The 26,452-nt window shown below is 61.8% G+C and carries 20 protein-coding genes; 5 read left to right on the top strand and 15 right to left on the bottom strand.

The features are described from left to right. Positions 1-29: 29 nt before the first annotated feature. The 15 genes from addA to CLV41_RS27410 form a co-directional block, all read right to left on the bottom strand. Positions 30-3,542 carry a double-strand break repair helicase AddA gene (addA, locus tag CLV41_RS02835; RefSeq protein ID WP_170107095.1) on the bottom strand — a complete coding sequence of 1,171 codons (3,513 nt, stop codon included), beginning with the start codon at positions 3,540-3,542 and terminating at the stop codon, positions 30-32. After that, positions 3,539-6,682, bottom strand: a complete 3,144-nt coding sequence (addB, locus tag CLV41_RS02830) for a double-strand break repair protein AddB (RefSeq protein ID WP_103220743.1) — start codon at positions 6,680-6,682, stop codon at positions 3,539-3,541. Before addB ends, addA begins: the two co-directional genes overlap by 4 nt. A 2-nt stretch (positions 6,683-6,684) precedes the next feature. Next, a complete protein-coding gene (locus CLV41_RS02825; protein ID WP_103220742.1) occupies positions 6,685-7,419 on the bottom strand; it encodes a nucleotidyltransferase family protein in 735 nt (244 codons plus the stop codon). A 58-nt stretch (positions 7,420-7,477) separates the two neighbouring features. Then, the gene (gene tsaE / locus CLV41_RS02820; protein WP_103220741.1) at positions 7,478-9,004 is read right to left on the bottom strand and encodes a tRNA (adenosine(37)-N6)-threonylcarbamoyltransferase complex ATPase subunit type 1 TsaE; all 1,527 of its coding nucleotides are present in this window, start codon (positions 9,002-9,004) and stop codon (positions 7,478-7,480) included. Then, on the bottom strand, positions 9,005-11,347 hold the full coding sequence (locus CLV41_RS02815; protein WP_235867041.1) for a PAS domain-containing sensor histidine kinase: 2,343 nt from the start codon (positions 11,345-11,347) through the stop codon (positions 9,005-9,007). Positions 11,348-11,760: 413 nt separating this feature from the next. Further along, positions 11,761-13,149: an adenosylhomocysteinase gene (ahcY, locus tag CLV41_RS02810; protein ID WP_103221491.1), complete on the bottom strand. Its 1,389-nt coding sequence runs from the start codon at positions 13,147-13,149 to the stop codon at positions 11,761-11,763. 201 nt (positions 13,150-13,350) lie between these two features. Next, the gene (locus CLV41_RS02805) at positions 13,351-13,800 is read right to left on the bottom strand and encodes a hypothetical protein (RefSeq protein WP_103220740.1); all 450 of its coding nucleotides are present in this window, start codon (positions 13,798-13,800) and stop codon (positions 13,351-13,353) included. A 27-nt stretch (positions 13,801-13,827) separates the two neighbouring features. Next, the gene (locus CLV41_RS02800) at positions 13,828-14,493 is read right to left on the bottom strand and encodes a SatD family protein (RefSeq protein WP_170107094.1); all 666 of its coding nucleotides are present in this window, start codon (positions 14,491-14,493) and stop codon (positions 13,828-13,830) included. Positions 14,494-14,638: 145 nt separating this feature from the next. Then, positions 14,639-15,928: an SAM-dependent methyltransferase gene (locus tag CLV41_RS02795; protein ID WP_103220738.1), complete on the bottom strand. Its 1,290-nt coding sequence runs from the start codon at positions 15,926-15,928 to the stop codon at positions 14,639-14,641. Positions 15,929-16,004: 76 nt separating this feature from the next. Continuing rightward, positions 16,005-16,289, bottom strand: a complete 285-nt coding sequence (locus tag CLV41_RS02790) for an HPr family phosphocarrier protein (RefSeq protein WP_103220737.1) — start codon at positions 16,287-16,289, stop codon at positions 16,005-16,007. Positions 16,290-16,296: 7 nt separating this feature from the next. Beyond that, the gene (locus CLV41_RS02785; protein WP_103220736.1) at positions 16,297-16,701 is read right to left on the bottom strand and encodes a PTS sugar transporter subunit IIA; all 405 of its coding nucleotides are present in this window, start codon (positions 16,699-16,701) and stop codon (positions 16,297-16,299) included. A 222-nt stretch (positions 16,702-16,923) separates the two neighbouring features. Beyond that, on the bottom strand, positions 16,924-17,391 hold the full coding sequence (locus CLV41_RS02780; protein WP_103220735.1) for an HPr kinase/phosphorylase: 468 nt from the start codon (positions 17,389-17,391) through the stop codon (positions 16,924-16,926). Continuing rightward, the gene (locus CLV41_RS02775; protein WP_103220734.1) at positions 17,388-19,205 is read right to left on the bottom strand and encodes a sensor histidine kinase; all 1,818 of its coding nucleotides are present in this window, start codon (positions 19,203-19,205) and stop codon (positions 17,388-17,390) included. Before CLV41_RS02775 ends, CLV41_RS02780 begins: the two co-directional genes overlap by 4 nt. Positions 19,206-19,301: 96 nt before the next feature. Then, entirely contained in the window at positions 19,302-20,000 is a 699-nt protein-coding gene (locus CLV41_RS02770) for a response regulator transcription factor (RefSeq protein WP_068409253.1), read from the bottom strand. A 3-nt stretch (positions 20,001-20,003) separates the two neighbouring features. Beyond that, positions 20,004-20,207 carry a hypothetical protein gene (locus tag CLV41_RS27410; protein WP_146048483.1) on the bottom strand — a complete coding sequence of 68 codons (204 nt, stop codon included), beginning with the start codon at positions 20,205-20,207 and terminating at the stop codon, positions 20,004-20,006. Between the two features lie 381 nt (positions 20,208-20,588). Here CLV41_RS27410 and CLV41_RS02765 point away from each other — a divergent pair, with 381 nt between their 5' ends. The 5 genes from CLV41_RS02765 to CLV41_RS02745 all read left to right on the top strand — a co-directional run bounded on the left by CLV41_RS02765 (position 20,589) and on the right by CLV41_RS02745 (position 26,297). Next, positions 20,589-21,569, top strand: a complete 981-nt coding sequence (locus CLV41_RS02765) for a C4-dicarboxylate TRAP transporter substrate-binding protein (protein WP_103220733.1) — start codon at positions 20,589-20,591, stop codon at positions 21,567-21,569. Positions 21,570-21,771: 202 nt separating this feature from the next. Next, positions 21,772-22,224, top strand: a complete 453-nt coding sequence (locus CLV41_RS02760; protein ID WP_103220732.1) for a TRAP transporter small permease — start codon at positions 21,772-21,774, stop codon at positions 22,222-22,224. Next, positions 22,224-23,507 (top strand): TRAP transporter large permease, encoded by a 1,284-nt coding sequence (locus CLV41_RS02755; RefSeq protein ID WP_103220731.1) that lies wholly within the window; start codon positions 22,224-22,226, stop codon positions 23,505-23,507. Before CLV41_RS02760 ends, CLV41_RS02755 begins: the two co-directional genes overlap by 1 nt. Before the next feature lie 34 nt (positions 23,508-23,541). Further along, the gene (locus tag CLV41_RS02750; RefSeq protein WP_103220730.1) at positions 23,542-24,285 is read left to right on the top strand and encodes a GntR family transcriptional regulator; all 744 of its coding nucleotides are present in this window, start codon (positions 23,542-23,544) and stop codon (positions 24,283-24,285) included. Positions 24,286-24,686: 401 nt separating this feature from the next. Further along, positions 24,687-26,297: a phosphoenolpyruvate carboxykinase gene (locus tag CLV41_RS02745; RefSeq protein WP_103220729.1), complete on the top strand. Its 1,611-nt coding sequence runs from the start codon at positions 24,687-24,689 to the stop codon at positions 26,295-26,297. Positions 26,298-26,452: the final 155 nt, after the last annotated feature.

Below are 26,452 nucleotides of genomic sequence, written 5' to 3'. Positions count from 1 at the left end.
TCCGAAAGTAGGTAGCGATTGCCCCGCCGTCAAGCTGCTGTGCCATCCGGACGCAGAGCCGCGAAGGTTTCTTCCAGGATCTCTCCGGGAATTTCCATCAGCACGGGTCCGGCGGTCCACAGCAGATAGGCGCAAACCCGCCTGTCGGGGTAAATCTGCTTCAGCATTTGCCGGTAAACACAAAGTTGTGCGCGGTATTCCAGCGGGACTGCCGCTACTGTTTCAGGAGGATGGAAGTTGGTCTTGTAATCCACAATCGAGACGCGGTCCGCCTCCACGAGCAGCCGGTCGATCTGGCCCGATATCTCGATTTCCGTTCCATCGTTTGCGCGAATCGTCCCCACGAGCGGCACTTCCGCCCGCGCCGGCGCGGCAAAGAGCGGCCTGAACGCCTCCTCATCGAGTATGGCCCCGACCTCGGCGAGCAGGCGCTCCCCATAGCGTTCGAACTCGGGCTTCAGGGCCTGTTGCAGATAGGCTCCGGCAGCGGTGAGGCGATCCGCTTCGGGGATATCCGGCAGCAGCTCCAGGAGCCGGTGAACGAGACGGCCCCGCTCCAGCGGCCAGGAAGCCGGTTCCCGGCGCGCCTGAAGACGGGAGAGCGCCGGAACCGGTTCCAGGCCCTGCTTTTCCTCCATGGCCTCGAAGGCGCGCGAGGGCTGCAGGCGTTTTTTCTTCGGCAAGGAGCGAACGGGTTCGGACAGCCACGACGGCAGTGACGGTTCTGCGGCCTGTCCGGCTGTGGCTGCCGCCTGACCTTCAACCGGTGCGCCGCCTTGCGGCTCACCGGAGCCCTGCTGCCAGCGCCAGGCAATGACGTTGCCCGCGTGATCCTTCAGTTCCCTCGCGTCGGGCTTCAGCGCCCGCTCTACCATCGAATACCAGCAGCTTTCATGCGCGCCGCGTTTCGGTTCCCAGCCGCAGACGATCAACCGGTCCTCGGCCCGGGTCAGCGCCACATAAAGAAGGCGGCGGTATTCCTCTTCCTGCGTCTGGCGAAGCCCCTGAACGGCTTCCTCGTGCCAGGGCGTGCGGTCGATCCTGGGCGGCAGCCAGACCAGCGCGGGCGGCAGGAGATCGTTTTCCAGACGCCTGCGCGGCAGAAACGACGGATCGTGGATCGCACTGACGGGAGGTGCTCCCGGGTCGACCAGAATGACGATTTTCGCCTCCAGGCCCTTTGAGCCGTGAACGGTCATGATCCGCACCATGCCCTTGGTGCTGGTCAGCTCGCGCTTGATTTCCGTCGGCGCGGCGGCCATCCAGGCGAGAAATCCTTCAAGACCCGGTGTGCCGGTCTGCTCATAGGCGATCGTCAGCGCCAGGAATTCGTCGAGAACATCGTCGACCTCGACACCCAGCCTTGCGCGAAACGCCCGGCGGCCCCCATCGGCGCCGATCAGCCGGGCATAGAACTCATAAGGCGGAACGAAGTCCGCGCGCCCGCGCCAGTCTTCCAGTTTTTCCCGCACCGCCTGCCATTTCCCGGATCCTTCCGAGCGTTTGACCAGCATCTGCCAGAGCGTGCCGGGGCGGAGATTTTCGGGTGTTTCGCGGGCTATCTCAAGAAGATCGTTATCCGTCAGGTCGAACAGCGGGCTCTTGAGGACACAGGCCAGGGAGAGATCGTCCTCCGGCAGGAGCAGGAACCGCCCGAGAGCCGCCAGATCCTGTACCGCGATATGTTCGGTCAGCACCAGCCGGTCACTGCCGGCCGCCGGAATATCCAGTTGCTTGAGTTCCCGGTTGAGCGCATCGACAAACGGGCCGCGCTTGCGCACCAGGATCATGACCTCGCCGGGCTCCGCAGTCCCGTTGCGCATCCAGCCGGCGATTTCGGCGGCGATGCGTCTGGCGACCTTGAGCATCGGACTTCCCGAGCCGACATGATCGACCGGCTGGCGCCAGTCTTCCGGCTCCACGACCTCCGCTTCCGTCTCCAGCGGCCAGAGGTCGACAATGCCGGGATCCCGGCGGATCGCCTCGTGAACCGGTGGCGTTGTCTCCTTGGAAAGGCCCTTATGCGCGCTTTCGTCCCGGAACACCTTGTCGACGGCGCCGAGAACATCCGGGGTGGAGCGGAAGGAGAGCTGAAGATTGACGGAATGAAACTCCTGCCCCGCCGACACCGCCTGCTGCGAAAATTCCCGTCGCATGGCATCGAAATAGGCCGGAACCGCGCCCTGAAAGGAATAGATCGACTGTTTCTCGTCGCCCACGGCAAATAGCGTCCGCGTTCTTTCGTGCGCTCCGGCGCCGGCGAAAAATTCCGCGGCAAGGGACTGGACCACTTCCCACTGGCGCGGACTGGTGTCCTGGGCCTCGTCGACGAGAATATGATCGAGGCCCTGGTCGAGCTTGTACTGCACCCAGAGCGCCGCGTCGGACTTCCTCAGAAGCGTGGCCGTCTTGACCACGAGATCCTCGAAGTCGAGATAGCCCCTGGCCGTCTTGGCGCTCTCATAGTGACGGATGACGGCATCGGCCAGTCGCAGCAGGGCAACGGTGCCTTCGTAGGTCACGACATTGCGCCGCTCGTCCAGAAGCGCAAGCAAGCGCGCCTGCTCATTGACGAGCGCCTCGACCATATCGGGAAACGTCGCCGCCACTTTCTTGGTGGCGAGCGACTGGCGCGGTTCCAGCTTTGCCGTCAGGAAAATCTGCAGCCAGACTTCGCGGAAAGCCACCGGATCGTGCAGCCGTTCGGCGGCAACAAGCGCCTCCGCCCGGACCTGATCCGTTTTGCCGCCGCTCTTCAGGGCTTCCGCATAGCCGAGACAGACAGACCGGTCGAATTGGCATTCGTCCTTGAACCGCCGGTCGAACGTGTCCAGCCGGATGGAAGGATCGATTTCAAGCAGGCCGGCCAGTTCCGAAAGCGCGGCATGCAGGTCTCCCACGTCGACCGTCCAGCGGCGGAAGGCGTCGCGGTTCTGGATGAGTTCGTCCAGTGCCTTCTGCGCCCCGCCGTCGCTCATCAGGTCGATGACGGACGCAAGAGCGTGACCGAAAGCGCTGTCCGGTTCTATCTCCGCCTTGTGCAGCACGCTGGCGCGGGCGGCGGCCATGAACTCGGCGGCGACCCGGTCGTCCAGAACGGAAAAATGCCCGGCGACATTGGCCTCGAGCGGGAATTGATGCAGCAGGGCCTCGCAGAACCCGTGGATGGTCTGGATCTTCAGCCCACCGGGGGTTTCCAGCGCCCTGGCGAAAAGCCGCCGTGCCAGGGCGAGGCGCGCTGCATTGGGCTTCCGGCCCTCGATCTCCTCAAGCTCCGCCGCCAGGGCCGCGTCTTCCATCGTCACCCAGGTGCCGAGGATGCGGAAGACGCGGGTGGCCATTTCGGCGGCGGCCGCCTTGGTGAAGGTCAGTGCCAGGATCCGGGCCGGGTCCGTACCGTCGAGCAGCAGGCGCACCACGCGGCGGGAGAGGACGAAGGTCTTGCCGGATCCGGCATTGGCGCTCACCCAGGCGGACGCGCGCGGGCGGGAGGCCAGGTCCTGCCGTTCTTTCGTCAGCTTCGGGATTTCAAGTCCGCTCATGCCGGGTCTTCCTCCGACCCGAGGGCCCATTCCTGGGTGCGGGCGAGATGGTCGTAATCCCCGCTCAGCTGCCGCTCGCGCATGACACGGGCGCGGGAAAGATAGCCGGTTTCCTCCTTCGCATAATGAGCGATCAACTGCTCCAGCCGTGTCCAGGCGTCCTCGACCAGATCCTCAAGAAGCGTCTCCTTCGGATTGCGCAGCGCTTCGATGACAGGCTCCGTTCCGCCTTTCAGTTGCAGATAGAGCAGCTCGCAGATCTCCGCGTCCGCGGGCACATCCTTGAACCCGGAGCGTTTGATCAGCGCCGCCTCCAGCAGCAATTGCGGTGACAGCAGGGCTTCGACTTGTTTCTGGGAAGGAACCTGACCGGTCTTGTAGTCGATCACCGCCAGGCCGCCGCTGTCCATCAGATCGATCCGGTCCGCCCGGCCGCGCAGGCGGAACTCGAAGCCGGGCAGTTTCATCTCCACACCGCCGCCGATTTCCAGAAAGCGCCTGCCGACGCGCTTTGCCCGCTCCGCCTCATAGCCGACGAAGCCGGCGGCAATCCTCTGGAAGCGCGGCCACCACAGCGCCCGGATGGCCGGGAAGGCATCCAGCGGTTCGAAGAGCGTCTCCCCGATACCGGTCAGTGCCGCGACAGCAGTATCGTCGAACGGACCTGTCCATGTCATCAGGAATTCCGCCAGAGCGTCGTGGATGAGGTTGCCCTTGTCCGCGGCCCCCGGCTCGCCGCCGATGGGATCGACCGGCTGCACTTCCAGGACATGGCGGGCGAAGATGGCATAGGGGTCCCGGATCAGGCGTTCGATTTCGGTGATCGACAAGGATCTGGGCCGGGCCGCCAGCGGCGGCAGCGGATTGGGCCGGGCAGCAGGTCTGACCGGACCCTCGGGGCGGTCCAGCAGGGCGGCGAACCGCGTGTAGCGCGCGCCCTTGCGCTCCATCTGCTCCGTGACCGCTGGACCCGCCAGGGTGGTCAGTCTTTGCAGCCAGCGCGAGGCGACGGTCGGGGCGCCATCGGCCCGGGCCGCCCGTGTCAGCATCACCCGCGTTGCGCCCATGCCCTGCGCGAAGTCATGCGCCGACGCGCCGAGCCTGCGTTCAGGCGGCTCCAGCCCCATGCCCCGTTTCATCGGCCGATTGAGCCAGGGATCGTTGCGGGTACGCTGCGGCCAGATGCCCTCGTTCAGGCCACCCAGAACCACGAAATCGAAAGATTGCAGCCGCGCTTCCATAGGACCCAGGATCTGCACCCTGGGATCACCCGGCAGCCTGCGGCGCACAGCCTGACCGGACATCAGGGCCGGCAGGACAGACGGCCATTCGCCGGGCGGAATTTCCAGTCCGCTGGCTTCGGCTTCCAGAAGGCCGGTCAGAAACTGGGCCAATGCCTCTCCGGCTTCTCCGGCAAAGAGTTCATCGACCGATCCTGCCTCGTCCACAGCGACCGCCTGAAGCACGTCCACATGGCGGCCGGCAAGCTCGATGATGGAGACCGGTTCCGCCAGCGCCGACAGCTCTTCGAGCGGCGCGAGGGCAGCGCAGAGACGCTCCGCCAGATCGGCGATCACATCCCAGTCTCCCTCGTGGATCTTTTTCCAGCGCGGCACATGGGCCTCGCCCGCCGCCGCGCGGCTGGCTTCAATCGCGGCCTTCAATCCTTCCGTTCCGGGCCGGGCGCGCGGTCCGCGAATGACCCTGCGTTCGAGGGCGCGCGCGGCGGAGCGGATGTCCCTGATCGGCAAGCCCAGCCTGGCAAGCGGATGTTTGAGGAGCGCCAGCAGGTCAATCGGATCACAGCCGTTCAGCGCCAGTTTCGCCGCCAGAAGGGCGAGGATCGCCGGAGCGGTCTGGTCGAGCGGGCGGCCCGCACTGTCATCCACCTGGATGTTCCAGCGGGCCAGTTCCGCCGCCACACGGCGCGTCAGCATCCGGTCCGGGGAGATCAGGGCGGCCGTTTCGCCGCGCTCGATGGTTTCCCGCAAGGCAATGGCGACACCCAGAGCCTCATCCGCCTCGTTGCGGGCGGTCATGATCGCGACGCCCTCAAGAGCCTCCGCTCTCTGCTCTTCGGATCTCACGTCGAGAAACGCGGTCCATCTGTCGGACGTATCCGCCGGTCGCAGGGCCTCTGAGACGAGTTCCTCGCGGAGGACGAGATCGGCGGCCGGCTCGGGTCCAAGCGTTGCGACCTGGGTTCGGGCGACACCGAGGCGGTCGAGAAGCTGCTTCAGGGAATATTGCGGGTGAGAGGGGAGCGAAGCTTCGCCATTTTGAAAAAGCGGCCCTGCCGCCGGTGCCCTGCGCGCGCCCAGGGCGGCCCAGGCACGATCGTCCAGATGCCGGTCCAGACCCGGCAGGACGATGACACCCCGCGCAAGGCCGGCGACGACTTTCAGGAGTTCCGCCGTCGCCGGGACCGATCCCGTCACCCCCGCCACGATGACCGGCCCGGACGGCGCGCTGCCGGACAGGCGCACCGCTTCACGGCGGATAAGGGCGGAGCGGCGCGCCTTCGGGTCCATCTGCTTCAGCTCGGCCAGATGCGCGGGCCAGGCCTCCTGGACGATCTTCAGGAAATCCAGAGTGATCTGCCAGTACCGGGCATGGTCCTCCGGCACCAGTCCGGCAAGTTCGGACCAGTCGGCCTCTTCCGTCTCGACCTCGTCCATCAGGGTGAGCAGGTCGCCGGCGAGCCAGGCGGCATCGGCTGTCGAGGCGGGCACACCGAGGGGTTCGTCGGACCGGAGGCTCAGCGCCTCCCGGCGCAACATGCCCTTCCAGGCCTTCACCAGCCGGGTCATCGCCAGATGGCGTTCAAGCAGCGGCATGGCGGGCGGCAGGGCTTCCATATCCGGCTCGTTTGTCAGGCTCTGCGCGTCTTCATCGGCATCGCCGACAGGCCGGATCGCGGGCAACAGCACCGGACGGCCGCCGAATTTTTGCTGAAAGAGCTCCGGCAGCAGGCGGGCGGCGCGGCGGGTCGGCAGATAAAGCGTTGCCGTGGACAGCAGCAGCGGGTCATCGAGGGGACGGAAGCCTGGGACGAGCGTTCCGTCCACAAGCGTGTCGACAAGCGTCTTGAGAAAGGGAACGGCGGGAGAAACGGAAAAGAGGCGCGGCCGTTCATCCATCCTCAGGCAGCACTTTCCCGCACGGCGTATTCAGCGGCGCGGATGGCATCGGGCGTGCCGATATGGAGCCAGAGCCCCTCCATCTCCACGCCAAACAGCCGTCCGGCCTCAATCGCCTTGTCAAACAGCAGGTTCATGGAGAACGGGCCGTCCGGCGCGCCCTCGAACAGGCGCGGATGCAGGATCGCGGCACCGGCATAGGCAAAGGGTGTCACGCCTTTTTCCTGCCGCCGGGTCAGGGAACCGTCCCTGGCCATGTCGAAATCGCCCCGGCCGAAATAGCCGACCGACTTCACGGTTTCGGCGATCAGAAGCAAGGCGTCCATGCGGGTCTCGTCCCAGGCGTCGATCATGTGTTCCAGGTTGGGCTTGACGCCTTCCACCCAATAACAGGTATCGGCATTGAGCTGGAAGAACGGCTCGCTTCCGAGCTGAGGCAGAGCCTTCCTGATGCCGCCACCGGTCTCAAGCAGCCGGTCGCGCTCGTCTGAAATGACGATCTCCATGTCGTGGCGGCGGCGGGCATGCACCTCCACCAGATCGGCAAGGTAATGCACGTTGACGACGCATTTCTCCACACCTGCCGCGGCAAGCCTGTCCATGCCGTGATCGATCAGCGCCTGGCCATTGACCTCGATCAGCGGCTTGGGGGTCGTCGCCGTCAGCGGACGCATGCGCTTGCCAAGGCCTGCGGCCATGATCATTGCGTTTTTCGGGCGGTAGCGCGTGTCTGTCATGATGTCACTCGGTTGATTGCAAACGGCCCTGTTCCTCCCCCTTTTTCCGGGGCGAAACTCAGGGACGGTAACGTGCGTACCAGTCTTTCAAATCCGACATGGCGGGTCTGTCAAGCACCCGGTCGAGGTAACTTTGCATGCGCGGCAGATGAGCCAGATAAGCCGGCTTGTGATCGCGCCGCGCCAGCCTGACAAAAATCCCCAGGATCTTTGAAATCCGCTGCGCGGCCATGACCGCATAGGCCCTTGAAAATCCTGCCTTGTCGAAACCGGAAGCCTGGTTTTCCCTTGCACTGAGATAGGCCTCCAGGAGCGCGGTTTCCAGCTCCGGAGCGATATCCGCCCTGGCGTCGAATGTCAGGGAGGCAAGATCATAGGCCACCGGTCCGATGACGGTATCCTGAAAATCGATCAGGCCGATGCGGTCCGTTCCGGCCGCGCCTTGCTGCCAGAGCAGATTGGGCGAGTGAAAATCGCGCAGCACCCAGCCCCGCTGCGCATCTTCCAGACCGTCCAGCGCGGCCCGCCACAGCGCTTCAAAGTCCTTGCGGGTGCCTTCGTCCGCGGGACCGCCTGTCGTCTCCGGCACATACCAGTCGAGAAACAGAGAGGCCTCGGTGATCAAGGCTTCGGGCGAATAGACTGGAACTTCGTAGGTTGTCCCCTCGCCCGTGTCGACGGTGTCCGGCCAGGCAATGCCATGCATCCGGGCCAGAACGTCGACCGCCGCGCGATAGCGTTCCGGGACGGGCTCTTCGTTTCTGACGATCGTCTCGCTGCCCAGATATCCGGACAGGACGAGACCTTTCTCCGGATCGGCCGCAAATACTTGTGGCGCGAGGAAACCGTGTCCGCGCAATTCGCCGCCGATGGCGATGACGGCGCGGCAATCCTGCGCCAGATGGACCTTTTGCATGTAGGTCCGAACCGTTTCGGAAACCGCACCGCTCTGAAACGGCCAGCGCATCAGAACGGCCGTTCTGTCCCCGGCCTCCACCGTTTCAAAAGTCCGCAAGGAAGCGTCCCCGGCAAGAAAACGGCGGCCGGCGCCGTGAAACTCCGTCTGCTCAACAAAGGCGCGGATATCCCGCGTGAGTTCCAGCCGCTGCCGCCATTGCGGCGCGGTTGAACAGAAGCTGAAGCCGCGCGCATCGGTGTCTTCATCCGGCTGTCCGATCCGGATCCACAGCGCATCTTGCGGCAGGAGACCGCCCGCCATTTCCGGCCATTCGATCAGAGCCGCGCCAGTCTGAAGCAGCTCGTCCAGACCCAGCTCCTCGAGTTCCTCGGGGTCCTCCAGCCGGTAGAGATCGAAGTGGGACAGGTCGAACCGGTCGAAAGTGTAGGTCTGGACCAGGGTGAATGTCGGGCTTGGAACTTCCAGCTCCGGGTCGCCGGCGAAGGAGCGCAGCAGGGCTCTGGTGAATGTCGATTTTCCAGCCCCCAGATCGCCGGACAGACAGACGACATCTCCGGCTTTCAGAACCAGCGCGAGATCGTTCGCGATCTGCCGTGTCGCGGCTTCGTCCGGGATATCCATCGTGAGGAAGGAAGCCGGCAGCTGCTTCGGGTCGCGGTCTGCCATTTATTCAGCGGCGGCCTGATCCGACAGTTCGGGCCTTGCGGGGAAAACACAGGAAACCGTGGTGCCCGTGCCTTCGGCGGACTCGATATCGACGGTGCCGCCATGCAGCTCCACGAAGCTCTTGACGATCGCAAGACCGAGACCTGCCCCCTGGCGCCGGGCGCCGGTGTCGTGGCCGACGAACCGGTTGAACACCTGGGTCAGGATTTCAGCCGGGATGCCATAGCCGTGATCCTTGACGACGAAAGTGACGGAATCCTCTTCCCGGCTGCAGCTCACATCGACGACGCCGTCGGCTTCCGAATAACGCACCGCGTTGGAAATCAGGTTGAACAGCACCTGGCGCAGGCGCCTTTCGTCCGCGACCATCATGCCGATATCATCCGGAACCTGGGTTCGCAGATTGATCCGGGCTTCCGCGATCCTGTCCTTCAGGCCCTCGACGGCCGCGGAGACGGTCGAGGCCACATCGACCTCGCCAAGGTCCAGTTCCATGATGCCGGCATCGAGCGTCGCCAGATCCAGAATGTCGTTGATGATGGCTAGCAGGGCGGAGGAGGAGGACTGGATATATTCGGCGTATTCGCCCTGCTTGTCGGACAGATCGCCGAATTTCGGGTCGGACAGAAGCTGGGCGAAGCCGATGATATTGGTGAGTGGCGAGCGCAATTCGTAGGACACGTGCTGGATGAAGGCGTTCTTGATCTGGTCAGCCTGTTCCAGCGCGTCATTCTTCTCAAGCAGCGCGCGTTCCACATTCACGCTGTCGGTGACATCGACGAAGGTCACAAGCGTGCCGCCATCGGGCAACGGCACGGTCGCGTAGTCGAGCACATCGCCATTGTGGCGTTCCAGACGGCTGACCTTTTGCGTGCGGTTGTCGAGAAGTCCGGTGACATTGCCGGCCAGCTGCTCCCAGGCAGCTTCCTCGGTTGCATTCAAGGTGCAGGCCGAGACCACTTCCTTGACGTGGGGCAATTCCGCGAGCTGGTCTTCCAGCAGGTCCCAGATACGCCCGAACGCCGGGTTCCACAGACGCAGGCGGCCGTCTGAGCCGAACACGGCGACTGCTTCGGACAGATTGTCGAGGGTTTCGCCCTGCACACGGGTCAGCGCATTGTAGCGGCTTTCCAGATCGAGCTGCTCGGTGACGTTCTCGTAGATATAGGTGACGCCGCCTTGCGGATGCGGGTTGGCGATGACGCGCAGGGTCCGCCCGTCCGGCAGGTGCCACCAGCTTTCCCTTGCCTCCAGAGACTGGTAGCTCTCCAGCATCTTGTTGCGCCAGACGCGGTAGTCCGCCTGTTCCGGGATCTTGCGTGTGGCGCGCAAGGCGTCGAGGACTGCCCCGTCCTCCGGATGACCTTCCAGAAACGCCGGATCGAGATCCCAGAGCTGGCGGAAAGCGGCATTATAGAACTGCAGCTTGCGGTCATTGCCGTAGATGGCGACGGCGGCCGCGAGCTGATCCAGGGTGCGGCCATGGAATTCTTCCGCACGGCCGAGTTCCTTGCGCGCCTGTTCCAGCTCACTGATATCAACGGCAATGCCGGCGCCGCCGACATTCGCGTTGACATCGGTCACCTCGAACACCCGGCGCTCGCCGGAGGCGACAATCGGAATGCGGGCGTTGAAACAGCCATCTTCCGTGCGCTGAACGGCCATCGCGGTGCGGGCCGCCGCATCCAGGAAGGTCGCGCCCTGCTTCACGGCGCTTACCGCATCCGGCATTTCGACGGCTTCGGCATAGGCTGCGTTCGCCCAGATGAGCGCGCCTTCCGCATCCCTCTGCCAGGCTGGCGCCGGCATCGCATCCAGAAGCGCGTGCAGCATGTGCAGTTCGCCGGAGATCTTGGCGTTGCGCGCCGCCAGTTCGGCCTGCATCTGCCGTTCGCCGGTCAGGTCGCGCATGCGCAGGACGACGGCGCCGCCGGTGGTGCGGCCGAGTGCCTCCACATAGCTGCCGGTGCGGGTCTTCAAGGTGGTGGTGAAAGCTTCGCCGGAGCGGAACAGCATGTCCAGGTAACGTTCCAGATCGCTCGCGCATTTGGCCGTCAGCCAGCTGCCGAAGGCCAGGAGCTGCACCGGCGGACGCGGAACGCCGGATTTTTCCGGAAGGACGCCCCAGATCTGCGGCATGGCGCCGTTGCCAGTCCAGACGATCACACGCTGCTCGTCGGTATTGAGCATGGCCTCCAGGCGGTCCACCCGGAATTTCAGATCGCCCTTTTCCTTTTCCAGCGTTTCGGTCAGGACGGAGGACTGTTTGCGATGCCGGACAAGGGCTGTCGCGGCGGTCACGGCAAAGGCACACATTCCGCCGAGCGCACCAAAAAGAATCATGCTATCAGGATTTATCGCCGCGACCGTGTCGGCGAGCATATCGGCGGATGCCGGACCGGAAGACAGCCCGAGGCACGCAATTGCGGCGCCGCCGGCCTTGACCGTGTTCAGACTCCAATCTCGCCACGCCGCACTTGATCGCGCGCCGTCCCTGCTGCCTTTCGGCATTCTGTGATCCCCTTATGCCGCCATGTCCCGCCTTTGCGGGCACAGCTCCCGGATTATGGGAGCAAATCAGAGACAATCGCCTCCTGGCCTCTGATTCGCTTAAACCATAACCTTTTTGAGAATCACGCAGAAGAGTCCGTTTCCGAAAAGTTAACAGGACCCTTCAAATTGAAGGGTCCTGCATTTTTTTGTTCACAGTGCCGAATCAAGGCGATGACTACATCTAGTGTATCGCCTTCACTCAATCAGTATTTGTAGTGTTCAGACTTGAACGGACCGGTCTTGTTAATCCCCAGATATTGAGATTGTCCGTCCGTCAGTTCGGTTAACGTGACGCCGAGCTTTTCCAGATGCAGGCGCGCGACCTTCTCGTCCAGGTGCTTCGGCAGCACGTAAACCTCGTTCTGATACTGATCGCCCTTGGAGTAGAGTTCGATCTGCGCCAGGACCTGGTTGGTGAAGCTCGCGGACATCACGAAGCTCGGGTGACCGGTCGCATTGCCCAGGTTCACCAGACGGCCCTGCGAGAGCAGGATCATGCGCTTGCCATCCGGGAACTCGTACATGTCGACCTGGTCCTTGACCGGACGGCACTTGGTGTTCTTCAGCGCCGCGACCTGAATCTCGTTATCGAAATGGCCGATATTGCAGACGATCGCCATGTCCTTCATGCCACGCATGTGGTCGAAGGTGATGATGTCCTTGTTGCCGGTTGCGGTGACATAGATGTCGCCTTCCGGCAGGACCTGATCGATGGTCTTGACCTCGAAACCGTCCATGGACGCCTGCAGGGCACAGATCGGATCGATCTCGGTGACGATCACCCGGGCGCCGGCGCCGGCCAGCGACTGGGCGGAGCCCTTGCCGACATCGCCGTAGCCGCAGACAACGGCAACCTTGCCCGACATCATGACGTCGGTGCCGCGGCGAATGCCGTCGACCAGGGATTCACGGCAGCCGTAACGGTTGTCGAATTTCGACTTGGTGACGCTGTCATTGACGTTGATCGCCGGGAACGGCAGCGCGCCCTTTTTCTGCATTTCGTAAAGACGCAGAACGCCGGTGGTGGTCTCTTCCGAAACTCCCTGGATCAGATCTTTCTGCCTGGTGAACCAGCCCGGGTTGGCAGCCATGCGCTTCTTGATCTGCGCGAAGAGGCATTCCTCTTCTTCCGATGTCGGGTTCTCGATGAGATCCGTCTCGCCGGCTTCCACCCGCGCACCGATCAGGATGTAGAGGGTGGCGTCGCCACCGTCGTCCAGGATCATGTTCGCCCCGTCGGGGAAATCGAAGATCTTGTCGGCGTAGTCCCAGTATTCCTCCAGGGTTTCGCCCTTGACGGCAAAAACCGGAACGCCGGTGGCGGCGATGGCCGCGGCAGCCTGATCCTGGGTGGAGTAGATGTTGCAGGAGGCCCAGCGGACTTCCGCGCCCAGCGCGGTCAGGGTCTCGATCAGAACAGCGGTCTGAATCGTCATGTGCAGCGAACCGGCAATCCGGGCGCCCTTGAGCGGCTTGGACTCACCGAATTCCTCACGGCAGGCCATCAGGCCCGGCATCTCGTGTTCGGCGATCTCGATTTCGGTACGCCCCCAGTCCGCGAGCCCGATATCTTTGATAATGTAGTCGGTCATGAAAGTGTCCTGCTTTTTTGAGCCGGCTTCAAGCGCCAGGCCTTTTGAAGGCAACCGATCCTTCTGACGGGAAGGAGAGCCGATGGAGGCTGTCGGTCACGGTCTGCCGATTTCCGGCAATTCCCGAAAATCATTGGGAGGGGTTATAGCGCCCGCGGAGACATCGCGCAATAAAGATATAAAGAATTCTTTATATCTTCGTCAAACAGGTGACGCCATGCCCTCCGGAGCAAACAGCCAGGCGACGGGCAGGACATCCAGTCCGAGATAATGGTCGTAAAGGACGAGCAGGATCGCGATTGCGATCGCCCACAGGATGCTGGCGAAGGACCCGATCAGAAAATATTCCGCATCGATCTTCTTGTTCAGGTCGTCGTGCCGGGCAACGGTCTTCAGGGCGATCACGGCGAGTATGACCTCCCAGTTGTTCAGCACCAGTCCGGCAACGATCAGCGTGCGCTCCAGCAGACCGATATATTTTCCGGCATGATTGCCGCCCGCCGGCTTGTCGTCCTTGTTTTTCTCTTCCAGATCCCGCTCGCGCTTGCCGGCCCCACTGATCTCCAGCACATGTTTCGTGAACCACGTGCCGGTGTCCCAAAGCAGATAGACAAGGACGATGTAGCCGGAGGCCTGAAGCAAAATCTGCATGAAACGTGTCCAAAGCCCGAGGAAAGGTCAGGGAGCCAGGCAGGTGGCCAGATACGCATGAAGCGCGTCGCGGCGTTTTATATAAGTCTCCCAGCCAGCCGCTTCCAAAGCATAATAGACCGACCGATTAGTGACATTCCTGAACTTCGCGACCTGATCCGCATTGCCGCCATAGCGGACCCAGAGCGCAATGGTCCTCAACTGGGTTGCCGACCAGCCTGCCTCCATATCGCTCAACGCGGCGCCGAGCGCGTCCAGAAGGGCCTGAAGCGCCGCCGCCTTGGCGTCGTCCGGCGCACCCAGCAGGGAAAACCTGTAGGCGCCCTCGTCCTTCTTGTCGTCGAGCCTGTCGCGGGCGGCCGACAATCCGGCTCCAAGCATGTTCCAGGCTTTCTTCGGATTGACCGGTGTTTCAATGTCGGCCTGGCCGATGACGAACCGGCAGGGAACCCCCCTTATCAGCAGGTCCAGCCGCAGCATGTTGGCAATTTTGAAGGCTTGGGCGGAAGTCCGCACCAGTCCCTGAAATTCATCACCGAGGGTGATGGTCAGCGGAGAGACCAGATCCGGCCGGAAGGTTTCATTCGCGCGGCCGATTTCCTCGTTGAAAACGGAATGCAGCTTGCCGCGATCCATTTGCTCGCTGCCGACGATATCCCCCATGAGGACGGAAAGTTTATGTGTTGCCGTCACCGCTTGCATCCAGTCCGGGCGGAAGGTTTTCGACTCTGCCGGTCAGAATGAAGCAAAATTACTTCAATTTCAATTAATGAAGTGAAATTACTTCAATTCGCGACTGTGAAGTGAATTTGCTTCGAAAGGGGACGCCTCGGCCGTTTCACGGCCGGTAGAGATCTTCCCGTGTGGGCGGCAGGCCGGACGGCCCCTTGGTGCGCCGGGTGGCCACTGTCTGGAATATGCCGATGGTGCCACGCCGAAAGCCGAGCGACACACCGCACAGATAGGCAAGCCAGAGACGGTATTTGCGTTCCCCGACCTCGGCGATGGCGGCGTCTTTCGCCGCCATGAGGTTTTCGGCCCAAAGACGGGTGGTGCGGGCATAGTGCTCGCGCCAGGCCTCGACATCGTGAACCTCGAAGCCATGCGCCTCGAGATTGGTCAGTGTCCAGCCGATATGGTCGACCTCGCCGCCCGGAAAGATGTAACGCACCAGGGTCCGGTACTCGGGTCTCTTGCGGCGGAACTTCGCAAAGTTCTTCTTGCCGCGCCGGGTGATCGCATGATGGAGATACAGCCCGCGCGGCTTCAGAAGGCGGCGCACGTGACGGTAATAATCGTCATGATTATCGAGGCCGACATGTTCGAACATGCCGATCGAGGAAATCTTGTCGAACTGACCGTCCAGTTCCCGGTAGTCCTTCAGCTCCACGCTGACCCTGTCTTCCAGGCCCCGCTCCCGAATTCGCTCACGGGCCAGTTTCGCCTGCTCCTCCGCCAGCGTCACGCCAAGCGCCGTGACACCGTAATGTTCCGCCGCATAGCAGATAAGACCGCCCCAGCCGCAGCCGATGTCCAGAAGCCGGTCCCCGGGCTTCAGCCTGAGCTTGCGGCAGATCATCTCCAGCTTGTCGCGTTGTGCCGTCGCCAGATCGTTTTCCCAATCGCGATAATAGGCGCAGGTGTAAAGCATCTCCGGATCGAGAAAGAGCCGGTAGAAGCTGTTGGAAACGTCATAGTGAAAGGCGATATCCGCCTTGCCGCTGCCGGCCCCCGCAGAGGAGTTCTTGCTGTCCGACACGCCAGCGGGCGATTTGGTGCCGCGGGGCGCGAAGAAAAGCTTCCAGGCGGCGCCGAGCAGCAGGCGCTTGTCGAGCTTCGCGAAAAGCGCCCGGCCCTTCACCGCGGGACGCCTGTCGGCAAAGTCGAAGATCGTGCCGCCACGCGGGTCGATATCACCGGCGGCGTAAAGGTCAATGAGTGTTTTCAGGCCGGGAGCGCGCAGGAGCCTCGGCAGAGCGAAATCGGAAACGAACAGGCGCAGACCACCGTGAGGCGCGCTTGACGGGATCAGTGTTCCGTCAGCCAGTTCAAAGGCGAAGTCCGCACCGAGAGCCTCATGGATATGGGCGAGAACCTTCCGGGTGGTGTCGGCTGAACTATCCGCCATGTTCGCTCCTGAAATTCATACAAAAATGCGTGAAAATGCGGACGGACCTGAGGCAAACCGTACAACGCTGCCGGGTTCAGTCCGTCTCGCCAAATCCGCTTTCAACAAGGTCTGAAATCGCGGCCATCGCCACTTCGGCGTCCGTGCCGCTTACGCAGACCCGGATGCAGCAGCCCGGACTGGCCGCGAGCATCATCAGGCCCATGATCGATGTACCGCCTACCGTCTGGCCATCCTTGGAGACGTGGACATCGGCGTCGAATGTCTCGACGAGTTTTACCAGTTTTGCGGAAGCCCGCGCGTGAAGCCCGCGCCGGTTGACAATCGTCAGGTTTCTTTCCAGCAGATTTGCAGTGGCCATATTCGTATTAGTTTTGCCCCGACAGCACCTGGCTTGCGACGGAAATGTATTTCTGTCCTGCCTGGCGGGCCTCGTCCACGGCGTCGGCCAGATCGCGGTCGGCGCGGACACTGGCGAGCTTGATCAGCATGGGCAGATTGACACCGGCCACCACTTCCACGGATTTGCCGTCCATCACGGAGATGGCAAGATTGGAAGGCGTGCCACCGAACATGTCGGTCAGCAGCACCACGCCCTTGCCGGTATTGGCAGCTTCGACCGCCGCCAGAATGTCCTGCCGGCGCTGCTCCATGTCGTCATCGGGCCCGATGGAAATGGTTTCGACCTGTTCTTGCGGACCGACAACATGCTCCAGCGCCGCCTTGAATTCTTCAGCGAGGCGTCCGTGGGTAACAAGTACTAGTCCAATCATACGTCTTTTGACCTGATCCTAGAGCATCCTGCAAACAGCAGGACACGGGAAAGAGACTCTAACATTATAAATCGATCGACATTTCCGCTTTCCTGCGCTTCCACAAGAAAACAGGTTGATCCGGAGTGCGGTAAGCTCTCTTCGCGGAGCCGGGCGTTTATCAGTCAGAAGCACTCTCTTCAACCGGTCCGTCAGTTGCAAGCAAAAAAGACCCGGGCGTTTTTAAATGTAGTCCGGTCCGCCGGGAAAAAGCTTGCGCAAGGCCCAGCGGATCTGCCGCAGACTGATGGCCGGACGATTTGAGGGAGAGGTTATCACCGGCACGGAAACCCCTTCCAGCAGGTCCCGCGCAATCGCCGTTTCCGGCAGACGGTCCAGAGTATCCAGCGGCCGCAGGTCAACGGCCAGATGGACCCGCGCCACCGGCGCGTGCTCCGTGTCCTCCAACGCGAAACCACGGATCTCGATCCTGCCGCGGATCGTATCGGGTGCCCGCGCCAGCAGCCGGTTGCCGTCCGCGCTCAGCAAGACGCGGTCATCGGCCACAAGGGCCGCGAAGTTGCCCCTTACCCGGGCCGTTTCGATGAGGGCTTCGGAGAGCGAGGATTTGCCGCTCCCCGCAGCGCCGCGGATCAATACGCCGCAGGTCCCGACAATCACGCAGTTCGCATGAATGCTCTGACCGGTCACTTGCCGGTCCCGGCAGGCAGATAAATGGTGAATCTGGCGCCGGCGATTTTCCGCTTGTTGCCGTCGCCCGGTTCAAGGCGGTTGGTCGCGATGATCGTTCCGCCATGGGCTTCGATGATCTGCCGGGAAATCGACAGGCCGAGGCCGGAATTGTTGCCGAAACCCTCGCCATCGGGGCGGTCCGTATAGAAGCGCTCGAAGATGCGCTCGGTGTTCTCCGCCCGGATGCCGGGACCATCGTCATCGACGGTGATCTTGATCCGCCGGCCTTCGCGGGAAAGATCTGCGCGGACGGTCCCGTCAGCGGACGAGAAGGACCGGGCGTTGTCGAACAGATTGCTGATCACCTGACCGAGCCGGATATCGTGCCCCTGGACCAGATAGGGTCTGGGTCCCGGAGCATCGGCAACCGTCAGCTTGACGTTGGCTTCCCCGGGGCCCGCCCTCTGGTTGGATTCGGCCACCATGTTGCGCAGAAACTCGGCCAGATCGAGCGGTTCGGCCTGGATCCGGGCCAGTTCCGCATCGAGGCGGGAGGCATCAGAAATGTCGCTGATCAGCCGGTCGAGCCGGCGGACATCGTGCTGAATGACCTCCATCAACCGGTCCTTCGACTCTTGCGACCTCGCCACCGGCAGGGTTTCCACCGCGCTGCGCAGGGACGTCAGCGGATTTTTCAGCTCATGCGCGACGTCCGCCGCGAACTGCTCGATCGCGTCGATCTTGTTGTAAAGCGCATGGGTCATCTCGCGGAAGGAGCGCGCCAGATGGCCGATCTCGTCCTGACGGTCGGAAAAGTCCGGAATTTCCTCGCGCGAGGTCGAGCCGCGCCGCACCCGGTCGGCCGCGGCGGCAAGGCGCCGGACGGGCCCGGCGATTGTGCCGGCGAGCAGGATCGACAGGAGGATCGTCACCGTTGCGGCGAACAGGAACACCCGGATGATCGCGATGCGTTCTGCGCGCACGATGGCATCGATATCGCCGCCCTGGGTCGACAGAAGCAGTGAGCCGAGCACCGCCCGGAACCTCTGGATCGGCACGGCGACCGACACGATCAGTTCCCCGCGCTGGGAAATCCGCGTGACACTCGCCGGCGACCCGGCAAGAGCGGCCTCGACTTCGGGATAGATACGTCCGTCCCCGCCGCCGGCTTCCTGATAAAGCGGCAGATCCCCCTGCCGCAGCCAGCGCTTGGTCCATTGCCAGAGCGTGTCCCAGAAGCCCTCCTCCTCCGCGTTGGGCGGCGGCAGGTCGAACCGCAGGATCTGGGCGCTGGAATAAAGGTGGCGGGAATCGAGGATCAGAATGCCCTCCGGATCGTAGATCCGCGCGCGCGTCTTGGTTGGCGAGATCAGGCGGCGCAGAACCGGGCCGACACGTTCCGGATTGATCGGAAAATCGAGACTGTCCAGATCGTCGCCCGTGGGGGTGATGCTTTCGCCTGCCTGAAGCTGGAGCAGGCGCTCGGGATCGACCGTGATCGTTCCCGTATCCACCGTCGCGGAGGCTGCAATCGCTCCCGCGATGATCTCGCCCTGGGTCAGAAGGCTTTGCACGCGTGCATCGATCAGACCGGCGCGGAACTGGTTCAGGTAGAGGATGCCGATCACCAGGGCGAGCAGGCCCACGAGGTTGATGGCTATGATCCGCCGGGTCAGGGAGGACAGGACATAGGTGCCGAAAATGCGTCCGAACTGGTTCAGCAGCCGGCGGCGGATGCGCTTGTTGCCGAGACGGCGCAAGCGGGAGCGGTCCGACCCGTTCGCGGGTTCGGAGGCGGCAATGCCATCGGCGCTCTCGCTTTCAACCGCCATCTACCCCACCACGAGGGCAAGCGGTGCCACGACGCCGGTGGGCCGGTTTCCCCTCATCAAATGCTTGGTCCGATCGAAATTCACTTTACGGCCGCTTCAGGCTTCCCGGAAGCGGTAGCCTACACCATAAAGGGTTTCGATCATGTCGAAGTCGTCGTCAACAACCTTGAACTTTTTCCGCAGGCGCTTGATGTGGCTGTCGATGGTCCGGTCGTCCACATAGACCTGATCGTCATAAGCGGCATCCATCAGGGCGTTCCGGCTTTTCACGACGCCCGGACGCTGTGCAAGGGCGGAAAGAATGAGGAACTCGGTTACCGTCAGCGTCACCGGTTTATTGTTCCAGGTACACGTGTGACGCTCCTGGTCCATCACCAGCTGGCCGCGTTCAAGCAGCTTGTCGGCGTCGTCGCGCGGCGCGGAAGCGTCCTTCGGCTGCGCCCGGCGCAGAACCGCACGGACCCGTTCGACAAGAAGCCGCTGGGAGAAGGGTTTGCGGATGAAATCGTCAGCGCCCATTTTCAGGCCGAAAAGTTCGTCGATCTCGTCGTCTTTCGAGGTCAGGAAAATCACCGGCAGATCCGAGTTCTGACGCAGACGGCGCAGCAGCTCCATACCGTCCATGCGCGGCATCTTGATATCGAAAATAGCCAACTCCGGCGGATCGCTCTGCAGTCCGTCGAGGGCCGAGGTTCCGTCCGTATACGTCTGGACGCGATATCCTTCCGCTTCCAGCGCGATAGAGACCGAAGTCAAAATGTTGCGGTCGTCATCGACCAGGGCAATTGTCGGCATGCTTTATTTTTCCATTTCCGGCAACGCACCGATGGCACGCATCGGCTTCACTGTAACATAGAGCGTTTGGCCTGCTAAATGCGCATAAATTAAGGCAAACTGCCATTTCCGGCACTCAGGGGCGGGAATGGCGAGTACACTCTTCGCATGGTGGGGATCGTTCAACTGAATTTCAAGAGTCCGGCTCGATCCGTCGAACGCAGACAAGATGCTCCACCACGTTAAAATCGATAGGCTTTCAGTGCGCCAATCGACTTCGATCGGTGGTTTCGCGGTCTGAAAACCCGGCGGCGGAAAGTAAGGAAATTATCCGCGCTTGCGCGGCACTCAGGCTGCACTCTGGCGGCACTCTGGCGGCACTCTGGCGCTGATGAATACGCTTGACCTGCCTGCTCGCGGTGCGGTCACCATCGGGAAGCGTAATCACTCCGCCGACTCTTGTCTGTATCCGGCGGGACCGTCGGGAGCCTTGGTAACGCGCCGAAAACCGCCAAAAATCAGTTGACACAACACTTACCGAAAAAGTAAAATATTAATGTAACTAAAATATCAATTATATTCAGATCGCAATTTTCTTGGGAGGAACATATGAAAATGTCGATCAAGACGCTCGGGCTCTGCGTCGCCGCCGCGGCGATGCTGAGCGTAAGCATGCCCGCATCCGCCGCCACGACCTTGCGCATCGGCACGGTCCTCGCTCCCGACGACCCCATGGGACAGGGACTTGAAAAGTTCAAAGCCGAAGTTGAAAAAGCGACCAACGGCGACGTCGAGGTTCAGGTCTTTCACAACTCGCAACTGGGTGACACCACGGAAATGATCGACCAGGCACGCGCGGGCGCCAATGTCGGCACCGTCACCGACGTCGCCCGGCTGTCGAGTTTCGTGCCTTCCCTGGCCATCATGTCGGCGCCGTTCCTGTTCGATACTTATGACGATGCGGACAAGTTCGCTCTCTCGGACGAGTATCTGGCCTGGGGCGACGAGCTCAAGGACAAGTCCGGCCTCGTGATGCTGGCGTCGAACTGGTACCAGGGGCCCCGCCACGCGCTGACGCAGAAGCCGATCTCGGTTCCCGCCGACCTTGCCGGCGTGCGCATGCGGACCATCGGTGCGCCGATCTGGATCGAAACCATCCGTGCGATGGGCGCCGAACCGACGCCGATCGCCTGGGGCGAGGTCTATTCGGCCCTGCAGCTCGGCGCTATCGACGCTGCCGAGGCGCAGCCGACGGCGATCAAGGGTTCCAAGCTTTATGAGGTCATCAAGTATGTGACCAAAACCGGCCACATCCAGCTTGTGACCGCCCTTGTCGTGGCAGCCGACGCCTGGGACCAGATTTCCCCGGAAAATCAGAAAATCGTCCGGGATCTGGCTGTCGAGAACGGGCGTTACGCTTCCGGACTCACCATCGACCTGGGCGAACAGGCGCTTGCGGATGTCGCCGCAACCGGCGTCACCGTGTCGGAAATCGACCTGGCGCCCTTCAAGGAAGCCGTAGCCGGTGTCTACGGTCTGCTTGAGCTCGAGCCCGAAGTGGAAATCGTCAATCGGGTGCTCGGACGCTAGATCGGCGGACGTTCAATCGAAATCGAATGAACGACCAAAAGCTGATCGGTCCTGAAATGAAAGAGCAGCGGACCTCCAGCCGGAAACGATTGGAGGTCCAGGAGTCGATCGATTTTAAAAGTGTCGGTGCATCCTGTGCGCATTCAGTTGAATGCGGAGGTTCCATCCACCCGTCGGCGCAGGCAACAACCGGGTAGATCCCATGTTCAAACGTCTTGAATTCTTCTGCGCCGCCGCATTGCTTGCGGCGGTGGTGGTGCTGGTCGCCGTGGCATCCGTCGCCCGGGCCGCCGGTTCACCCATCATCTGGTCGATAGAAATCGCGCAGCTGCTGTTCTTGTGGCTGTGCATATTTTCAATCGATCTGGCCTTGCAGCACGACCGTCATTTCGGCATCGCCATACTCCTCGACAATCTGCCGGAACGCGGCCGAAAGGCCATGGAAATCTTCAACCTCTTCGTGATGATCTGCCTGCTTGCCTATCTGTTCAGGTTCGCCTGGAAAAACATGATCCTCATGCATCCGCGGCTCGATGGAGCCTTGCAGACGCCGGGGTCGTATTTTCATGCAAGCATGGTGATCGGGATTGTCCTGATGGTCCGGACACTCACCGTCCAACTCGTGCGGGCCGTTCGAAACAAGGCGGGGACGTGATGCTTCTCCTGATCGCCGGACTGTTTGTCCTGTTTCTGATTTCCGGAATGCCGGTGGCCTTCGCGCTGGCGCTCGCATCGTTTCCGGTCTTTGTGCTGACCGGCACAATGCCGCCGACCGTCGCCATCCAGAAAATGGTCACGGCGACGCAAAACTATCCCCTGCTGGCCGTGCCGTTCTTCATCTTCGCCGGCAACCTGATGAACGCGACCGGCATCACGGAGCGTCTCGTCACCTTCGCGCGGTTGCTGACCGGCTGGCTGGCCGGCGGCCTGGGGCAGGTTTCCATTGTGCTCAGCCTGATGATGGGCGGTATATCCGGATCGGCCGTGGCCGATGCCTCCATGGAAGCGCGCCTCCTCGGGCCCAGCATGATTTCCAAGGGCGGGTATTCAAGCGCGGCCGCCGCGGCCGTGCTGGCGTTCGGATCGATCATCACGGCAACGATACCGCCCAGCATCGGGCTGATATTGTTCGGCTTCATAAACGAGGTGTCCATCGGCAGGCTATTCCTGGCGGGCATCGTTCCCGGCGTGCTGCTGACCGCGACCCTCATGACGACCGCCTGGTTCGTTGCCAAACGCGAAGGCTTTTCAAAAGACCTGTCGGAGCTTCCCTCGTTCCGCGAGCTTCTTGCAAGCTTCAAGGAGAGTATCTGGGCGCTCGCATTCCCGGTTATTCTGATCGTCGGGTTCCGGTTCGGTTTCTTCACAGCGACCGAAGCCGGTGCGTTCCTGGTCTTTTATGCGCTGTTCATCGGATTTTTCATTTACCGGGAGCTCACCCTGACCAGGCTCTACGAGGCCATGAAACACACGATCTCGGATCTCGGCATGGTGATGCTGCTGATCATGATGGCGGCTGTCCTGGGGTACGCGGTGACGATCGAGCAGGGCCCGCAGCAGATCGCGGAAATGGTGACCCGGCTTACTCAGGACCCGTATTTCATCCTGATCCTGGTTCTGCTGCTGCTGTTGATCAGCGGCATGTTCCTGGAAGGCGCCGCCAACATTCTGCTTGTCACGCCCATCGTCCTGCCGGTCCTGATCCAGGCGGGGTTCGATCCTGTCCATATGGGCATATTGATGGTTACGCTGATCAATATCGGCGGCCTCACACCTCCGGTCGGCGTCATCATGTTCACCGTATGCGGTATTCTGAACGTCAAAACCGGTGCATTTTCAAAAGCATCCGTTCCGTATTTTCTTGCTCTTGTCGTGTTTCTCGCCGCTTTGGTCGCATTCCCGGCACTGTCGCTTTTTATGCCGAACCAACTGATGTAAACCTTTGCAGCGTTATATGAGAGGTCGATTGAACATGGTTGTCAGCTCGCTGTCCGAGGCTCTGGTCAAAGCATCAGACGAACTGTCAGGCCCGAGCCCGCAGGGTTCGGCGGCCGGGCGTGTCTACACCGGATTGCGGGCGCGGATCATTTCGCTGGACCTTCTGCCGGACACCGTGCTGTCGCGCGCTGACATCGGAAAAGAACACGGGGTCAGCCAGTCCCCGGTGCGTGAAGCCATCCAGAAGCTGGAACAGGAAGGCCTTGTCGTTTCCTATCCCCAGTCCAAGACCCTGGTCACGAAAATCAATGTCGACCATGCCCGCGAGACGCAGTTCCTGCGGCTGAGTGTTGAACTGGAGGTCGCCAAGACCCTGGCCGAGCGCCGCGACCCGGAGCTGCTGCTGTCCTCGTCGCGCTTGCTGAGAATGCAGAAGATGGCTGGCGAGGACCGGGACATTTCGGAATTCACTACCCTGGACCGGCTGTTTCACATGTCGCTGTTCCAGGCGGCAGGGGTGTCGTCGTTGTGGCACCTGATTGCCGGCCGCTCCGGCCATATCGACCGATTGAGACGGCTGAACCTGCCGGATCCGGGAAAGATCTCCGCGGTTCTGGATGCCCATGAGCGTATACTCGCGGCGATTACCGTGGGTGACCTCGCGAGGGTCGAGGCCTGCATGCGGGAACATCTCTCGGGAACCCTGGCGTCGATCCCCATGATCATGGCATCGCATCCGCAATATTTCGGCGAAGCAGAGCTGAGCGCTCAAGCGTAAGGTCAATCGGTATCTGGGCGGCATCCGGGCGGCATCCGGGCACCTGCCCACCCGGTCCTGTTCATTCCGGAACCGATGTCATTTCTCCCCCTCCATGAGGCCGTGTTTCTTGAAAGCGCGCTGGAGACTTGCGCTCTGGACGCACTCTCTTTCGGTTCGCCCGGCAAATCGAACATTTTGAAGGTTTCGATATTTAGTTCGACGTCCAAATTAAACAACCGGCACATAACACCATATTTTAATCGATTAAACAAAGACATAGCACCTTAAGCCGTCTTGCTGCCCTTCTGCCATTCCACTACGGTCGCAGCCCTTACAGCCGGATCTGGCGAGAATTGACCTTCGCATTTCTTGCCAGTTTCCGGAGGCGACATGCCCAAATCACGAGGACTGCGGGAACAATGCAAGAAACAGGTGTCAGAAATCCCTCCATTGGCTGCGAAACCTTCGGCTTCAAGGGCCTGAAGGCGCTCTACTGGAACCAGCACGCGCCTGTGCTTTACGAATATTCCGTCTCCCGCGGCGAAGCGCAAATTACTTCCGGAGGAGCCCTCGTCGCCGAAACCGGCGTTCATACCGGCCGCTCTCCAAAGGACAAGTTCGTCGTTCTCGACGACGAAACCAGGGACACTGTCTGGTGGGACAACAACGGGCAGATGTCCCGGGAGCAGTTCGACCTTCTGCTGGCAGATTTTCTCGATCACGCGGAAGGCCTCGAGCTGTTCGCGCAGGATCTTTACGGCGGCGCCGATGAGACCCATCGGCTGCCTGTACGGGTCTATACCGAATATGCCTGGCATTCGCTGTTCATCCGCAACCTGCTGCTGCGGCCGGAGAGCGGTGACCTGGCCGGATTCGACCCGGAAATGACCATTGTCGATCTTCCCAGCTTCAAGGGCGTGCCCGATCGCCACGGCTGCCGGACCGAAACGGTCATCGCCTGCGACCTGACCCGGAAGATCATCCTGATCGGCGGCAGTTCCTATGCGGGCGAAATGAAAAAATCCGTGTTCACGATGCTCAACCATCTGCTGCCGGCCAAGGGCGTGATGCCGATGCATTGCTCCGCCAATGTGGGTGAGGACGGCGATACGGCGATCTTCTTCGGCCTGTCCGGCACGGGCAAGACGACCCTTTCCGCCGATCCGGACCGTACGCTGATCGGCGATGACGAACATGGCTGGGGCGAAAGCGGCGTCTTCAATTTCGAAGGCGGCTGCTATGCGAAAACCATCAAACTGTCGGCCGAAGCAGAACCGGAGATCTACTCCACGACGCAGCGCTTCGGCACGGTGCTCGAAAATGTAGTGCTGGATGAAAACCGGGTTCCCAATTTCGACGATGGCTCGAAAACGGAAAACACCCGCGCGGCCTATCCGATCCACTTCATTTCCAACGCCAGTCCCACCGGCCGCGCGCCGATGCCCAAAACCATCATCATGCTGACGGCCGACGCTTTCGGCGTCATGCCGCCGATCGCCCGCCTGACCCCGGCACAGGCCATGTACCACTTCCTGTCCGGCTACACGGCCAAGGTGGCCGGAACCGAGAAGGGCGTCACCGAACCCCAGGCGACCTTCTCCACCTGCTTCGGGGCACCGTTCCTGCCGCGGCATCCGTCCGAATACGGCAATCTCCTGAAAGATCTGATCGCCCGGCACAATGTGGATTGCTGGCTGGTCAATACCGGGTGGACCGGCGGCGCTTACGGCACCGGACAGCGCATGCCGATCAAGGCCACCCGCACCCTGTTGCAGGCAGCCCTCTCCGGCAGCCTGAAACAGGCGGACTTCCGCACCGACGCGAATTTCGGCTTCGACGTTCCGGTCGCCGTCGAAGGTGTCGAGGGCAGGATCCTCACGCCCCGGGAAACATGGAGCGACAAGGACGCCTATGACGCGCAGGCCGCGAAACTGGTGCAGATGTTCGTCAGCAACTTCGAAGCCTTCGAGGCTCACGTGGACGGCGCGGTCCTCAGCGCCGCACCGGCCCAGAGACTCGCGGCGGAATAAACGCCCCCAAATCGAGCCCACGCCAACCCGGACGGCGCCTGTGACCGCAGGCGCCGTTTCCATTTGGGGAGTGTCGTCGCAATGGGCGTACGGAAAATCGGGTCATATTCGCCGCCCGCCGGTATTTCATCGCGGCGGGAAAAGTCTATATTGGT

Source organism: Roseibium marinum, assembly GCF_002906165.1.
Taxonomy (GTDB): domain Bacteria; phylum Pseudomonadota; class Alphaproteobacteria; order Rhizobiales; family Stappiaceae; genus Roseibium; species Roseibium marinum.
This window is presented reverse-complemented; position numbering and strand designations above follow the sequence as displayed.

Bases quoted from the DNA above. Each gene is read 5' to 3' on its own strand.
- addA (WP_170107095.1), bottom strand. From the start codon at position 3,542: ATGAGCGGACTTGAAATCCCGAAGCTGACGAAAGAACGGCAGGACCTG.
- addB (WP_103220743.1), bottom strand. From the start codon at position 6,682: ATGGATGAACGGCCGCGCCTCTTTTCCGTTTCTCCCGCCGTTCCCTTT.
- CLV41_RS02825 (WP_103220742.1), bottom strand. From the start codon at position 7,419: ATGACAGACACGCGCTACCGCCCGAAAAACGCAATGATCATGGCCGCA.
- tsaE (WP_103220741.1), bottom strand. From the start codon at position 9,004: ATGGCAGACCGCGACCCGAAGCAGCTGCCGGCTTCCTTCCTCACGATG.
- CLV41_RS02815 (WP_235867041.1), bottom strand. From the start codon at position 11,347: ATGATTCTTTTTGGTGCGCTCGGCGGAATGTGTGCCTTTGCCGTGACC.
- ahcY (WP_103221491.1), bottom strand. From the start codon at position 13,149: ATGACCGACTACATTATCAAAGATATCGGGCTCGCGGACTGGGGGCGT.
- CLV41_RS02805 (WP_103220740.1), bottom strand. From the start codon at position 13,800: ATGCAGATTTTGCTTCAGGCCTCCGGCTACATCGTCCTTGTCTATCTG.
- CLV41_RS02795 (WP_103220738.1), bottom strand. From the start codon at position 15,928: ATGGCGGATAGTTCAGCCGACACCACCCGGAAGGTTCTCGCCCATATC.
- CLV41_RS02790 (WP_103220737.1), bottom strand. From the start codon at position 16,289: ATGGCCACTGCAAATCTGCTGGAAAGAAACCTGACGATTGTCAACCGG.
- CLV41_RS02785 (WP_103220736.1), bottom strand. From the start codon at position 16,701: ATGATTGGACTAGTACTTGTTACCCACGGACGCCTCGCTGAAGAATTC.
- CLV41_RS02775 (WP_103220734.1), bottom strand. From the start codon at position 19,205: ATGGCGGTTGAAAGCGAGAGCGCCGATGGCATTGCCGCCTCCGAACCC.
- CLV41_RS02770 (WP_068409253.1), bottom strand. From the start codon at position 20,000: ATGCCGACAATTGCCCTGGTCGATGACGACCGCAACATTTTGACTTCG.
- CLV41_RS02765 (WP_103220733.1), top strand. From the start codon at position 20,589: ATGAAAATGTCGATCAAGACGCTCGGGCTCTGCGTCGCCGCCGCGGCG.
- CLV41_RS02760 (WP_103220732.1), top strand. From the start codon at position 21,772: ATGTTCAAACGTCTTGAATTCTTCTGCGCCGCCGCATTGCTTGCGGCG.
- CLV41_RS02755 (WP_103220731.1), top strand. From the start codon at position 22,224: ATGCTTCTCCTGATCGCCGGACTGTTTGTCCTGTTTCTGATTTCCGGA.
- CLV41_RS02750 (WP_103220730.1), top strand. From the start codon at position 23,542: ATGGTTGTCAGCTCGCTGTCCGAGGCTCTGGTCAAAGCATCAGACGAA.
- CLV41_RS02745 (WP_103220729.1), top strand. From the start codon at position 24,687: ATGCAAGAAACAGGTGTCAGAAATCCCTCCATTGGCTGCGAAACCTTC.